A 14,578-nucleotide genomic window follows, 5' to 3' on the forward strand; every position below is an offset into this window, starting at 1 on the left:
ATGTCGATAGAAGATAAAATTAGGGAATTACTTGAAAAGCGAGAACTAGCTCGTTTAGGGGGTGGAAAAGAGAAAATCGAAGCTCAACACGCTAAAGGTAAATACACTGCACGTGAACGCATACATATGTTGTTAGATGAAGGATCCTTCGAAGAATTCGACATGTTTGTATCCCATCGTTGCCATGACTTTGGAATGGAGAAACAAAGAATTTTATCCGACGGAGTAGTTACCGGTTACGGAACAATCGATGGGAGACTTGTGTATCTTTACAGTCAAGATTTCACTGTATTCGGAGGTTCACTTTCAGAAACATATGCAAATAAAATTTGTAAGATCATGGATCATGCTTTGCGTGTTGGTGCTCCGATCATAGGTTTTAATGATTCTGGAGGTGCTCGAATTCAAGAAGGTGTAAGAAGCCTTGGAGGTTATGCTGAAATCTTCGAGCGGAATATTTTAGCATCAGGTGTAGTCCCTCAAATATCACTGATTTATGGCCCTTGTGCTGGAGGTGCAGTATATTCTCCTGCCCTTACTGATTTTATCATCATGAGCAAACGCAACAGCTACATGTTCGTAACTGGACCGAAAGTAGTTAAAGTTGTTACAGGTGAAGTTGTCACAGAAGAAGAATTAGGAGGGGCCATGATTCATGCTGCCAAATCAGGAGTAGCTCATTTTGTTACTGAAACTGAAGAAGATGGCATATTACTCGTGCGTAAACTTTTAAGCTATTTACCTTCTAATAACCTCGAAGATCCACCTTTTATTCCCACAGATGATCCTATTGACAGACTAGACGATGAGTTAAACTATATCATTCCAGAAAATCCTAATAAACCATATGATGTTAAAAAAATCATCCTTTCTATTGTTGACAATCATGAATTTCTCGAAGTTCATCAGCTTTATGCTCCTAATATTGTAGTCGGTTTTGCAAGAATGGGTGGTATGACTGTCGGCATTGTTGCAAATCAGCCAAACTATTTGGCAGGAGTTTTGGATTGCGATGCAAGCAGAAAAGCAGCACGTTTTGTTCGCTTTTGTGACGCCTTTAACATTCCCATCGTGACATTAGTAGATGTTCCTGGTTTCATGCCTGGGACACAACAAGAATACAACGGAATTATCATTCACGGAGCTAAATTACTTTATGCATATGGAGAAGCCACTGTTCCTAAAATTACTGTGACACTACGTAAGTCTTATGGCGGAGCTCATGATGTTATGGGATCAAAACAGCTAAGAACAGATATCAACTATGCCTGGCCAACAGCAGAAATTGCTGTTATGGGTGCTCGTGGAGCTGTAGAAATTATAGAAGCTAAAAGGCTTGCTCAAATTACTGATGAAGAAGAACGCCGTAAATTCATTGAAGAAAAAGAACGTGAATACCGTGAAAAATTTGCTTCTCCTTACCAAGCTGCTCGCTATGGTTATATCGACGATATTATTGAACCAAGAAATACTCGTTTTCGGATCGTAAGAGCTCTGCAATCTCTCTCAACCAAGAAACAAACATTACCCCCTAAAAAACATAGTAACTTGCCCCTTTAAAACTATATTGAAATGAAAAACTATCTATTATTTCTTGCTCTCATGCTTTACTTTCCTGTTTTTTCACAAAAACAGGAAGACGTACGAATCAATGAAATTATGGGAATTAACAAATCATCTATTATTGATGAATTTGGAAGACATCAACCATGGTGTGAACTTATTAATACTGGATTTGGAACTGTGAACATTTCTGGAATGTACCTTTCAAACGATAAAAACAACTTAAAAAAATATCAAATTCCGGCAAATAATAAAATGATTCTACCTCCACAAGGGGTGGTTGTTTTTTTTCTCGATAGTAATGATCATTTTGGTATTTTTCATACCAATTTTCTACTTAAGCCAAAGGGTAGTCTTTATTTAACCGGCACAGATGGTAAAACAATTATTGATTCAATTTCTTTTTCATTTGTCTACCCTGACGAGGTCTTGGCACGAATCCCAGATGGAAATGGTAATTGGCAAAAAAGCAATATATTCACCCCTGGTCAATTAAACCAACATGAATTAAGAAGCAAGACAAATGAAATTTTCTCTACTCATGACCCTTATGGTTTTGCTGTTACTATCATAGCTATGTCTGTAGTTTTTTTTGCATTAATTCTATTAACTTTGATATTTTCCTATACAGGAAAATACTTTTCCCGCTCCATACACATTCCGATAAAACTCAAAAAGACAAGTAAAAATAACAAAGATGAAATTGAAGATACTATTGAATTAAGCAGCGAAACAATTGCTGCAATAGCAGCAGCAATTTATCAATATCAGTTACAACTTCATGATCAAGAATCAACTATCCTAACGATAAAAAAAATAAGCAAACCTTACTCACCATGGAGCTCAAAAATTTATACTTTACGACAATTACCCAATAAAACATATCGTCGATTTAATACAAATCGAAATCAAGGCTAAGGAGGGAAAACATGAAAAAATTTTCATTTCAGATTCATGGAAATAAATACGAAGTAGAAATTGAAGAAGCGGAAGGAAAAAATTTGTTGGTCCAAGTAAATGGTATTCCTTATCAAGTAGTGTTGGAAAAAGAAATTTACGAAGCAAAAACTCCAAAACTTGTTCAAGGAGCAACCATACCTAATACTGACATTGCTAACCAAACCAAAAAAACATCACCACCGTCTCTGGGCGGCGCGATTAAATCACCTTTACCTGGTGTCATATTAGAAGTGCATGTTAAAGAAAATGATAATGTTTCGATGGGTCAGAAAATCATTACTATTGAAGCTATGAAAATGGAAAACGTCATCTACGCTGATAAAAGTGGCAAAGTAAAAGCAATCAAAGTAAAAAAAGGTGATAATGTTCTCGAAGGTGATATTTTAATTGAACTTGAAACTTAAAACATAATATTATGAATTTTGGTCAGTTTGTCATTGAGAAGATTGAGCAATTTTTTCAATATACGGCTTTTGCCAACTTCACTATTGGGCACATGGTAATGATTATCGTGGGGTTATTTTTTATTTACATTGCCATTAAAAAGCACTATGAACCTTTACTTTTAGTACCTATCGGATTTGGAATCATTATAGGAAATATTCCATTTTATCCAGGTCTGAAAATAGGTATATATGAAACAGGGAGTGTTTTAAATTACTTGTATTTTGGTGTCATTCAAGGAATTTATCCTCCTCTCATTTTTCTAGGCATTGGAGCTATGACTGATTTTTCAGCATTGATTTCTAATCCCAGATTATTTTTAATTGGTGCTGCAGCTCAATTAGGCATTTTTGGAGCATATGTTTTTGCACTTCTCGTTGGCTTTTCGCCTCAGGAAGCAGCTGCTATTGGAATCATTGGTGGAGCAGATGGCCCAACTGCTATATTTCTTTCATCTAAGTTGGCTCCAGATTTGATGGGTGCTATTGCCATTTCGGCTTATTCCTATATGGCACTTGTACCCGTGATCCAACCACCTATTATGCGTCTTTTAACTACGAAAAAAGAACGTCTTATTCGAATGAAACCTCCGCGTGCTGTTTCTCAAACAGAAAAAATACTTTTCCCAATTATTGGATTGTTGATTACTGCTTTTATCATACCCTCTGGTTTACCATTGCTAGGGATGCTCTTTTTTGGAAATTTACTCAAAGAGAGTGGTGTTACTCGACGTTTGGCAGAAACTGCCCGTGGGCCTTTGATCGATATAGTCACAATTATGATAGGCTTGACAGTTGGAGCATCAACACAAGCAACTAATTTTCTCACAACCAAATCGATTGGAATTTTTACATTGGGTGCCATCTCGTTCATTATTGCTACGGCAGGTGGAGTTCTTTTCTGTAAGTTCTTCAATCTTTTTCTAAAAGAAGGCAACAAAATTAATCCTCTGATAGGTAATGCTGGTGTCTCGGCCGTCCCCGATAGTGCTAGGGTATCTGAAATCATCGGATTGCAATACGATAAAAACAATCATCTCCTCATGCATGCTATGGGACCCAATGTCGCAGGCGTGGTGGGAAGTGCCGTTGCTGCAGGTATCTTACTTTCTTTTTTGTACTAAATTTTACTTAGCTTTTTTCTTAATAATCAGAAATATCATTTCAAAACTTATAATAAAAAACATGGTAATAATCGTACAAAAAATTATGTCTTTGAGGATCGTAAATTGAAAACGAAAACTGAAATATTGTAAAAAATACAACACTGTGCTATATATCAAGGTCATTAAAAGCACATAACCCAACCATTTTCTCCAACCAAGCAATTTGCTATCAACCAAAGATCCTTCAGCAAAAACTTCCATTCTTGAAAAAAGCTGAAGTACGGATGGCCTAATAAAAGAGATAAACGTGAGTGCTGCAGCATGAAGGCCTTGTTTGGTGGTAAAGATATCCTCCATTAATCCTAAAAAGAATCCCACTAACAGCCCCGCATACCATGGCAAAGGAAGTGGCAAAATCAACAAAATCATGATATATGCAAATGAAGTATATGACTGATGCCAAGTGTAATAATTGAGAACAAAAATTTGAAAAAATAATATAAATAATGAACGCCAAAGAAATTCATAAAATCTCTCTAATTTCATTGACTTATGTTTGTAAATTTATGCAATTGGTTAATTTCTTCTTTTAATAAGTCGGTCACCACATAAACAATCGACAGGTTTCCAAAATCCACAGCCAGCTTAAATTCCAAAAGATAAAAAGAATTAGACTCATCAATATCAATTTTTTCAATGGTGCCGATGAGTAATCCGGCTGGAAATATATCTGAATAAGGACTAGTAATCACGGAATCACCTACCAATGGTTTCACGTGTAAGGGAATATCTTGTAAAATACCATATGAATAATGTTTTCCACTCCATGATGCTGTACCGACAGAGGGCTTACCTTTGATTTGAGCACTGACAAAAAAACGACTATTTAAAAACGAACGTACAAGGGCATAGTTAGGAGTCACCTCTTCAACAACTCCTACAATGCCGGTTGGTGAGAAAACACCTTGTCCTTTTGCTACACCCTGATTAGTTCCTTTGTCTATCGTGATGTAATTATCTTTATATTGAGTTGTACTACGGATTACTGTTGCAGGAACAAATCGAAACCGTTGCCTATAGAGTGTATCATTTTTCTGAAAACTTGCTTGGTAAGAAATCAAATATGATGTTTTTAGCAGAGAACGTAAATATGCATTTTCTTTTTTGAGTTGTTCGTTTTCCTGTTTTAAATAAAAATATCCCACGATACTTTCACGAAGATAAGATATTTGACCTTCGATGGCTACAAAAGAATTAAAAAGAAGTGTTCGTTGATACAATGAATTTTCGTAAAGCATGAGCAAAGACAAAACTTCTAAAAAAAGAAATAATAAAATATGCTTAATTCGTTGTAAAAACAACCATAGATTTCTCATTACTATTTAAGCAAAAAGGGGAAATTATCAAAATTTTTCAATGCAATAGCTGCTCCACGAGCAACTGCATGCAAGGGATCTTCTACTCTATGAACTTTTAATTTTGTCTTTTCTGATATCCTTTTGTCAAGACCTCTTAGAAGTGATCCACCTCCTGTCAGGTAAATTCCTGTTTTTAAAATATCAGCAGAAAGCTCAGGAGGCGTATTTTCAAGGGCATTAAGAATAGCCGTTTCTATTTTTAGAATTGTTTTATCTAGAGCTTCAGCAATTTCATGATGGCTAACCATCACTTCTTTAGGTATTCCTGTCAGAAGATGTCTTCCCTGGACGGGGAACTTAGGGGGAGGGTTATCAATGTCAGGAATAGCTGCGCCAACTTCGATCTTGACGCGTTCAGCCGTTCTTTCACCGATACTAAGGTTATGTGCCTTACGCATGTATTCTTCTATGTCAGCATTAAAATCATCACCTGCAATACGAATACTTTTGTTACTTACGATACCTCCTAAAGCTATAATGGCAATTTCACTAGTACCTCCTCCAATGTCAATAATCATGTTACCTGTTGGCTCCATGACATTGAGACCTATACCTATGGCAGCTGCCATAGGTTCATAAATCAGACGAACTTCACGAGCTCCAGCTTGCTCTGCCGAATCTCTTACAGCACGAGTCTCTACTTCAGTTATCCCACTTGGGATACTAATCACCATTTTCAAAGCTGGTGGAAAAAGTGGCTTACGCTTATATATTTTGTTTATCATTTCTCTCATCATGTACTCAGCCACCTTGAAATCAGCAATAACTCCATCTCGCAACGGACGTATAGTTTTAATGTTTTCATGTGTTTTACCATGCATCATCATAGCAGTCTTGCCCACAGCAATAACTTTGTCTGTTTGTCTGTCAATAGCTACAATGGAAGGTTCATCCACCACAATTTTATCATTATGTATAATGATGGTGTTAGCTGTTCCAAGATCCATGGCAATTTCACGAACGAAAAAATTGAAAATTCCCATATAACCCTTTTTTAATGTTTAAAGTACCTTTGATGTGTAAAAATAAGAGAAATTGTTTTTTCTTTACAAAATTGAATAATTTCTTTGTCTCGGATACTTCCACCTGGTTCGATAACTGCCTTAATACCTTCTTGATAAGCAAGTTCAAGACTATCAGTAAAAGGGAAAAAACCGTCACTAACCAGAATACCGCCATTGAGATCAAAACCAAAACGTTTAGCCTTCTCAATAGCATGACGAACTGCATCAACCCGATTAGGTTGCCCCATTCCAGCACCAATTAATTGCTGGTCTTTCACTATTACAATGGCATTGGATAATAAATGTTGAACCACTTTAACTCCAAATTTAGCATCAGCTAATTGCTGATCTTCTAGTTCATACCCAGAAACATATTCCCATTCTTCAAAATTTATTTTCTGTTTTGTTTGCAATAGGTAACCTAGATTGATTTGCCTTAAAACACGATCTATCTCAGGAAACGACTTTATCTTAATCAAAATCCTGCTTTGCTTAGCGGACAATACTTCAAGAGCATCTGGTGTAAAAGATGGTGCTAAAAGCACTTCATAAAACATTTGCGATAAAAATTCTGCATCCTGCCTTTCTACCTGATCATTGGTTGCGATGATCCCCCCAAAGGCAGAAATAGGATCACTAGCTATAGCTCGTTGTAGACTTTTTTCATGAGATTTTCGAGAAGCTACCCCACATGGATTACCATGCTTGACCACCACCGACACTGGTTCCTCAAATTCTTGCAACAAAGAAAGCGCCGAAGAAATATCAAGTAAATTATTATATGACAATTCTTTTCCTTGCAAAATATCGAAATATCGAGTTAAATCTCCATAAAAGTAACCTTCCTGATCTGGATTTTCACCATAACGTAACCTCATAGGATTTCCCAATACAACAAAATTTTCGCATTCAAATCGGCCTAGCCAATTAGCAATGCAAGCATCATATTTGAACGTGTTGAAAAAAGATTCATATGCAAGCTTTCTTCGTTCCTCATAAGTTGTAACTTTCTTTCGCAAAATATCACGCAAGACTGGTAATTGATCTTCCGATGAAATTACGACAACATATTTATAATTCTTCGCAGCAGCACGAATAAGAGATACACCTCCAATATCAATTTTTTCGATTAATGCATCTTCATCTTTTCCTAGTTTAAGATATTCTGCAAATGGATATAATTGTACGCAAACTAAGTCAAACGGTTTTAAATTGTGGTCGACTATATCTTGACTATCGGGTAGGAAATCGTTTCTGGCAAGAATACTTCCAAAAACAAGTGGATGCAGAGTTTTAACTCGCCCATCCAACATAGCCGGATAGCCAGTCCACTCAGAAACAGAGGTACAAAGAATTCCATGTTCTCGTAAGAATTGAGCTGTCCCATCCGAAGCTATGATTTCTCCTTCAAACTGACGAAGTTCAGGAAGGACAGATAATAAAGCTTTCTTATCGAACCACGAAAGAAAAATTCTTTTAATTGTTCGTTCTTCTAGCATAATTGATATAATTCACTGCAAAAATACAGGAATAATAAATAACAAATAGCACTCTTTTAACAAAAGCATATTTATATACCAGATCTATACAAAATCTTTAATCCGGGTTTTGTTACCACGCCTGTTGATTGCCTAGCATCAATAACAACCTCGACAGGCTCATTAAATTGAACGTGTCGAATGAACTCATTTTCATACCGTGCCTCACATCGATCTAAAAAATCATAATCAATCCATCCCTTTTTTTGATAAGGATTTATGGTCAAGTACCCCACTCGAAACGAAGTTAAGTTTTGAAAAAAATGCGTTCCCTGGCTTGGATCAATTTGATACTTTTCAAGACTAGTTTCTACGATAACTTTAGCAGCACTTACATGTGGCCATTTAACTGGTATTCCTAGCCATGGATCGCTCGTACCCCACCGACCAGGACCAATCAGTATATAATTTCGCTTTCTTTGGACAAAAATCTGATTCATCTTATCGATAGAAGCAACCATTTCCTGAGTCTTAGAGGGATCAAATGAGTTTGGCTTTATATATATAAGATCCCTAATATTTTCATAAACTCCATTTCCCAAAGCAGAAGGACTGAATATCATACAACATGTAGGAGTAATTTCATTGATCTCGATTTGAACAAGTTCTTTATTATCAACAATAGGTCTTATTTGAAGCAAATGTAATATAATACTATCATGGTGAGTTCCATCAAATTGTAATGAAAACTCAATTTCTACTGGTTTACCCATTTCGAATTCACATTTTTTTAAAATATCATATATAGCACCTGAAAGTGGGATTTTGTGATATTTGAAAATATAATTAAATGAAACCACAGGTATCCCTATGCCAGAAGATATAGGCATTTCTGAAAACATATCGTCTTGCACTGAATAAGTAGTCACTGCTTTTCGAACCATTGGCGAATCTAACATATCCCTCACTTTCAATCTGGTAAGTTGAGCGCTATCATCAACAGAAAAATTCACATAATAATTCGACAAATCTATCACCAAAAATTCTTTTTGTGTTTCTCGTAGCATTAACTCTTTGGTAGAAAGCTGTATGGCTTTTTCGGGATGCACCGGAGAAATTCGAAGACTTAAACCACCATCCACTATGTATTTTCCAAGACCTAGTGCAACATTGAGAATTCCATCATCAGAGCGTTCACCTTCTAAAGGATAAAAATTAAGGGATCTTGCCACCCCACTGAGATACGGAAAAAAGTACTGTTTCCATTGTGAGCCACTAACCTCCTGAATAACAATGGCCATCTTTTCCTCATCAATCACGTTCGATGTCGCTCTAATATAAGATTTACTTCCTTGATAATATACTGAAGCATATACTGCTTTAATTGCCTGTTCCAAATTATAAAGCCTTTGTTCAAACGTACCAGTATTAGGAATAAGATAAGTACTATAAATGCCAGCAAAAGGTTGATAATAAGAATCTTCGAGTAAGCTACTCGATCGAATGGCAAGAGGTTTTTGAAATACATCTAAAATTTTTAAAAAGTCATCTTTCAATTCGACAGGCAAAGGACAAGAAAGAAATTTTTGAAATATTACTTCATCATTTTTTTCTTGAGCAGACCACTGAAAAAGTTCATTTTCCTCCATAAATCGAACGAAATAATCGGTTGTCAAAACCACCGTTCTTGGTATAGAAACTTCTAAGCCAGGGTAAGAATTTGTTAAATTGTATTTTTTTATGATATGATCCAAGAAAGCAATGCCACGACCTTTACCTCCAAGATTACCCTTGCCTAATCGACTAACAATCAAATAAGGATTATAAGTTTCCCTGTCAAACGTGGCAATGATGCCTCTACTTCGCTGTGCACGATATCTAGCAATAGAATCATATAAAAACTCCCTCACTTCATCGAGATTTTTAAAATCCTGAGTTTTCGCTCTTCTAAAAAGATCTGCCAGTGAAAACAATGCTCTTGCTCTGAGCCATCTAGAAAAGTGATTTCGTTCAATGCTATATTTCAATGAATTGTGAGGTATCTTATAAATAATCTCCTGCAAAGATGCTAGATCACTAGCTCTCATGATCTCTTCACCGGTAACAGGATCAATTACAATGAAATCTCCAAACGACAAATATTGCCTAAAAAATTGAATCAGCTCCTGGTGAAGAGTCTTTGAATATTTATAGAGAAACTGAACACCTAATTGATCCGCGTATCTTTTATTAGATAAATCAGAAGATTGAAGAAGAATAGGAAGTTGAGGATCCTGCGATCGAACAATTTGGCAAAATTTTACACCAGCCATGGGGTCTTTTGTCCCACCACTTTTAAAACTTACATCCGAAATAATACCAAGAATGTTTGACTTGTATATCTCATAATAACTGATTGCCTGTTCAAAGCTCGTAGCAAGCAATATTTTAGGTCTACCTCGCATTCGCAACATTCTTTGGTGCTCGTTGAGACCTTCAGTCATAAAAAGTTGGCTTTGTTCGAAAAGAATTCTGTACATGGTTGGAAGGTAACTAGAATAATATCGTACTGAGTCTTCAATAAGAATAATTGCCTGCACGCCAATCTGACGAATATCATGATGAGCATTCATTTTATCTTCAATAAGTTTGATGATAGCCAGTAGAATATTAGGGTTCCCCAACCAGCAAAAAATTTGATCTACTGAACTTAATTCTTGGGTCATGAGCCTTTGTGAAATTTCTTTCGAAAAAGGAGTTAAAATTACAATAGGTACTTGGGGATATTTTTGACGAATGAGATGATTAAGAAGAAAAGGATCTATGTCGTTAATACTTAACATGTTGATGACAAGATCTATGCGTTCCTGTTCTAGCATTTCCAAAGCATGTTTACCTGAATGTACCTGAATAAAAGCTGGAGGATAACGAAGATTTAGAGAAACATATTCTTGAAAAATGCTTTCATTGATTCTTCCATCCTCTTCAAGTATAAATGCGTCATAATAACTGCAAATTAGCAAAACATGCTGAATACGTCTTTTCATGAGATGGTCAAAAGACGTATCTTGAAAAAAATAATGCTCCAGATCAAATTTTTCTCTGTATCCCATAGAAAAAATTTTTTCAAACAAGATGAATCATGGCTTTTCTTTGCTTGCCATCAAGAAGGATCTGAAATTTAGAGTTAAATTGTACTAAACGTACATAATCCAATTCTTCCACTGTCTTTTGATTAACTATCAAATCCCAGTTGATAAAACCCTTGTTATGAACCGGATCAATCGATACATAGCCAATATTTAATGACGTCAGGTTATGAAAAAAATGGCTTCCCATGCTAGCGTCTAAAGGAAAATCTTCCAACCCAAGCTCTACAATTACCTTTGCCTGTGAAATTTGGTTCCACTGCACAGGTATACCAATAAACTTATCTCTTGTACCCCAACGTCCAGGCCCTATTAAAACGTAATGTTTCTTTTCAGTAAGCATTTTTTCATTTATCTTTTGAATCTCAGTAGCTATAAGTTCCGTTCTTGTTTTATCGAATTGTTCAGGCTTCACATACAATAGATATGAAATGTCACTATATTTTCCATGACCCATGCTTTTCTCAGCTTTTATGATACATTTTTCATTAGGCACGCCAGTAAAATCAAGCTTTACCTCAGCTGTATGCCCAAGTAAAGGCTTTATTTGTAGGATGTACATTTCAGCCAGGGGTTCAGGATTAGATTTAAGTTGTATAGCATATTCAATTTCAACAGGACCACCTATAGCTTCTTTGAATACGTCAAGTAAGAAAGATATGGACTCCGATAAATTCACAACTCCATGCTTAAGGATGTTGGCGAAATTAATCACACGAGGTCCCTCTATATGAAGTCCAGGAATCAAAGTTTCATTGTTTGGATCGTACGTGCTAGCAAGGTGTTTTAAAGTGCCATGTCTTTCTGCATCATAAATGCTTAATCTTGCTAAAGATGACTCCTCACCTTGCAATATATCAACAAATTTTTTTCTGAGGTCTATGGCCCAAAACTCAGTCTGGCTGTTCTTAATTTCTTCCTTAATGGTTTGAACACTGACTGTCGGATATTTTGGACAAAAACGGTACGATTTTTCACCTTCTACTACATACTTTCCTAAACCAATTGCCATGACAGCAACACCATCTTCTGGCTCCATTTTCTCTAGAGGATAATAATTGTAAGATTGAGCAGTTCCCGCAATATGAGGATACCAGTAAGCCTGTTCATAAGCATTCCCAACAACATCTTGAATAATTACAGCCATTTTTTCATCTTCAATCTTAAAACCTACCGACTTAAAATAGGATTTTGAGACGGGTGAAAAAACTGAAGCATAAACGAGCTTGATAGCCAAAACAAGTTGTCTAAATCGTTCCTCAAAATCCTCATGTTGATTGGGTAAAAAATAAGTTTCAAAGATGCCAGCAAAAGGTTGTCTCATAGAATCCTCAAATAAACTAGAAGATCGTATTGCCAGAGGTTTATTAAGAATTTTTAATAGTTTCCTCAATTGCTTTTCTAATTTTGGCGACAATTTTGCCTTAGCAAAATTTTTTTTGACTTCATCGTAGTCTTCATTGAGAGCAATTTTTAGTAAATCATTTTCTCGCATAAAGTATTCAAATTCATCTGTTCCAATGATAGCAGTTCTTGCCACTTTGAATTGCACATTCCCCATTGAGGAAAACAGATTACTTATACTGAGAGCAGCTTGCAAGAAAGCTAGGCCTCTACCTTTTCCCCCAATGCTGCCCGACCCCAAAAGAACAATGTTATTATCATCGAGAATTTCAACTTCATCGAAAGGAACTAACCTGCCTTTATTTTGTTCCTCCCGATAACTCTTGAGAATTTTAAGCAAACCATGACGAATTTCACTCATTGAACTTAACGAGAGTATACCAGCATCTTTTATTCTTCTTACAAGTTCAATTTCACCTCGAGCTAAAAGCCAATGAATAAAGTGATTTTTTCTTAGATGATACTCGATTGAATCGTCAGGAATGTTTCTCAATATTTTTTCAAAATCACGTACATCCTTAGCTTCTGCTATGAAATGCCCTTGCGCTGTTCTGAATGTTAGCGAACCAAAATTTAGTGTATAGGTAATAAAACTTTTTAATTCATCATACAAAAACTCACTTTCTTTATGAATAAACACACATTTGAGCCGGTGTGCAAGATGTATATTTTCCAATTCGGTAGAATGTAATACAACAGGTAACTCAGGATACTTATTTCGCAAGTATTCAATAAGTTCTAAACCAGCACGTTCCTCCAATTTACCCCCTTTATAAAATTTAACATCTGAAAAAACAGTCAGTAAATAATCTCCAAACTGATCAATGTATTCAATAGCTTTTTCATAACTCTGAACATGTATGATTTTTGGTCTTGTTTTAAATTTCAAAATACGCAAAATAGGATCCTTTACTGTCTCATCAACAACCTTACTAATCTGTTCGAATAAAATGGAGTACAATTGAGGCAAAATCCTACTTGCATGAACCAAATCGTCTTCAATAAATAAGATGAATCTTACGAAAGCTCTTTGTATATCTTCTCTGAGATTTCTAGCATCCTCTAATAATTTCACCATAGTAAAGACAAGACTCGTCTCACCATTCCAAATAAATGCCTTGTCAATCAACTTAAGGGTAGAAGTTTTGGCAAATAATTCTTCCTGACTTTGCCTTGAGTTAACTAATACGTAAATAGGGATATATGGATATTCGGTTTTAATTTTTGCAATAACTTTTAGGGGAGTCGAGAGATCAGCAGTTATCATGAAAATAATCAGATCGAAATGCCTGTTCATCAATTTATCATAAATTTCCTCTTCACTACTTGCACCTGTTATTCTAGGGAAATACATTCCTTCTCTAATGAAAAAATTGTGGAAAAAAACATCGAGAAATTCTCCGTTGTTCACAATGTGAAATGCATCATATAGAGTAGAAATAAGCAAAATTTCTTTGACAGAGAATTTCATCAGATCCCTGTATGTATTTCTTGCATCATTTCTTTTTTGCAAAAAAGTCTGAAACAATTTAAAATTATGTTTACCTTGTGATGGAAGTGTTTCTGTTGAAGAGGATTCCGAAAGCCACGTCATGGCCTGCAAAGCTCGATGACTATTGATGTAGCCGGAGATGATTACAGCTATATTCTCAATAAGATCTTGTTCTTCTTTTAGAAATAGATTTTCTAAATTAATTTCCTTAACTATTTCAGATCTATACTGAACAATCACTTTACCTTTAGTTCCATCAAAAGACTGAAAAGATGCCTCAATGAAAAACTCACCTTCCTTTGCAAACCGATTAGTAGTAAATTGCAACCCCCCATATTCAATCGAAGCTTCTGCATACTCTGGAAATTGCATAGCAGGGGGTAACAAATAGCAAATATCCTGCAAGGTTTCTTCTAAGGTTTTATTTTCACGAACAACTCGAGATGCCTTATTGATAGCATTCAATTCTTTCAAACGTTCACGTTGTTCATACTTTAATCTTTCAATATCTTGTTCATTGAAATAAGTCATCATGAAACTTTTTTGTAAAAATATGAAATCCTTAATAGAAAAAAAGCTGCC

10 protein-coding genes are annotated in these 14,578 nt (G+C 35.6%); 4 read left to right on the forward strand and 6 right to left on the reverse strand.

What is annotated here, in order from left to right; genetic code table 11:
• The 4 genes from N2Z72_04310 to N2Z72_04325 are packed head-to-tail and all read left to right on the forward strand — an operon-like array spanning nt 1 to nt 4,090.
• Nucleotides 1-1,560 carry an acyl-CoA carboxylase subunit beta gene (locus N2Z72_04310; protein ID MCX7696901.1) on the forward strand — a complete coding sequence of 520 codons (1,560 nt, stop codon included), beginning with the start codon at nt 1-3 and terminating at the stop codon, nt 1,558-1,560.
• 12 nt (nt 1,561-1,572) lie between these two features.
• Nucleotides 1,573-2,481: an OadG family transporter subunit gene (locus tag N2Z72_04315; GenBank protein MCX7696902.1), complete on the forward strand. Its 909-nt coding sequence runs from the start codon at nt 1,573-1,575 to the stop codon at nt 2,479-2,481.
• A gap of 11 nt (nt 2,482-2,492) precedes the next feature.
• Nucleotides 2,493-2,927 (forward strand): biotin/lipoyl-binding protein, encoded by a 435-nt coding sequence (locus N2Z72_04320; protein ID MCX7696903.1) that lies wholly within the window; start codon nt 2,493-2,495, stop codon nt 2,925-2,927.
• Nucleotides 2,928-2,938: 11 nt separating this feature from the next.
• The gene (locus N2Z72_04325; GenBank protein ID MCX7696904.1) at nt 2,939-4,090 is read left to right on the forward strand and encodes a sodium ion-translocating decarboxylase subunit beta; all 1,152 of its coding nucleotides are present in this window, start codon (nt 2,939-2,941) and stop codon (nt 4,088-4,090) included.
• Between the two features lie 3 nt (nt 4,091-4,093).
• Here N2Z72_04325 and mreD read toward each other — a convergent pair whose 3' ends face one another.
• The 6 genes from mreD to N2Z72_04355 form a co-directional block, all read right to left on the reverse strand.
• Complete coding sequence (mreD, locus tag N2Z72_04330) at nt 4,094-4,618, reverse strand: rod shape-determining protein MreD (GenBank protein MCX7696905.1); 525 nt, start codon at nt 4,616-4,618, stop codon at nt 4,094-4,096.
• Nucleotides 4,615-5,448 (reverse strand): rod shape-determining protein MreC, encoded by an 834-nt coding sequence (gene mreC / locus N2Z72_04335; protein MCX7696906.1) that lies wholly within the window; start codon nt 5,446-5,448, stop codon nt 4,615-4,617. Before mreC ends, mreD begins: the two co-directional genes overlap by 4 nt.
• Before the next feature lie 2 nt (nt 5,449-5,450).
• Complete coding sequence (locus N2Z72_04340) at nt 5,451-6,473, reverse strand: rod shape-determining protein (GenBank protein MCX7696907.1); 1,023 nt, start codon at nt 6,471-6,473, stop codon at nt 5,451-5,453.
• Nucleotides 6,474-6,484: 11 nt separating this feature from the next.
• The gene (gene purH, locus N2Z72_04345) at nt 6,485-7,993 is read right to left on the reverse strand and encodes a bifunctional phosphoribosylaminoimidazolecarboxamide formyltransferase/IMP cyclohydrolase (GenBank protein MCX7696908.1); all 1,509 of its coding nucleotides are present in this window, start codon (nt 7,991-7,993) and stop codon (nt 6,485-6,487) included.
• 71 nt (nt 7,994-8,064) lie between these two features.
• Nucleotides 8,065-11,064, reverse strand: coding sequence for a phosphoenolpyruvate synthase (locus N2Z72_04350; protein ID MCX7696909.1), 3,000 nt, complete (start codon nt 11,062-11,064; stop codon nt 8,065-8,067).
• Between the two features lie 13 nt (nt 11,065-11,077).
• The gene (locus N2Z72_04355) at nt 11,078-14,530 is read right to left on the reverse strand and encodes a pyruvate, phosphate dikinase (GenBank protein MCX7696910.1); all 3,453 of its coding nucleotides are present in this window, start codon (nt 14,528-14,530) and stop codon (nt 11,078-11,080) included.
• Nucleotides 14,531-14,578: the final 48 nt, after the last annotated feature.

The organism is Bacteroidales bacterium, from assembly GCA_026418905.1.
In the GTDB taxonomy this organism is placed as follows: domain Bacteria; phylum Bacteroidota; class Bacteroidia; order Bacteroidales; family DTU049; genus JAOAAK01.

Bases quoted from the DNA above. Each gene is read 5' to 3' on its own strand.
- N2Z72_04350 (MCX7696909.1), bottom strand. From the start codon at position 11,064: ATGGGATACAGAGAAAAATTTGATCTGGAGCATTATTTTTTTCAAGAT.
- N2Z72_04320 (MCX7696903.1), top strand. From the start codon at position 2,493: ATGAAAAAATTTTCATTTCAGATTCATGGAAATAAATACGAAGTAGAA.
- mreC (MCX7696906.1), bottom strand. From the start codon at position 5,448: ATGAGAAATCTATGGTTGTTTTTACAACGAATTAAGCATATTTTATTA.
- N2Z72_04310 (MCX7696901.1), top strand. From the start codon at position 1: ATGTCGATAGAAGATAAAATTAGGGAATTACTTGAAAAGCGAGAACTA.
- purH (MCX7696908.1), bottom strand. From the start codon at position 7,993: ATGCTAGAAGAACGAACAATTAAAAGAATTTTTCTTTCGTGGTTCGAT.
- N2Z72_04355 (MCX7696910.1), bottom strand. From the start codon at position 14,530: ATGATGACTTATTTCAATGAACAAGATATTGAAAGATTAAAGTATGAA.
- N2Z72_04315 (MCX7696902.1), top strand. From the start codon at position 1,573: ATGAAAAACTATCTATTATTTCTTGCTCTCATGCTTTACTTTCCTGTT.
- N2Z72_04325 (MCX7696904.1), top strand. From the start codon at position 2,939: ATGAATTTTGGTCAGTTTGTCATTGAGAAGATTGAGCAATTTTTTCAA.
- N2Z72_04340 (MCX7696907.1), bottom strand. From the start codon at position 6,473: ATGGGAATTTTCAATTTTTTCGTTCGTGAAATTGCCATGGATCTTGGA.
- mreD (MCX7696905.1), bottom strand. From the start codon at position 4,618: ATGAAATTAGAGAGATTTTATGAATTTCTTTGGCGTTCATTATTTATA.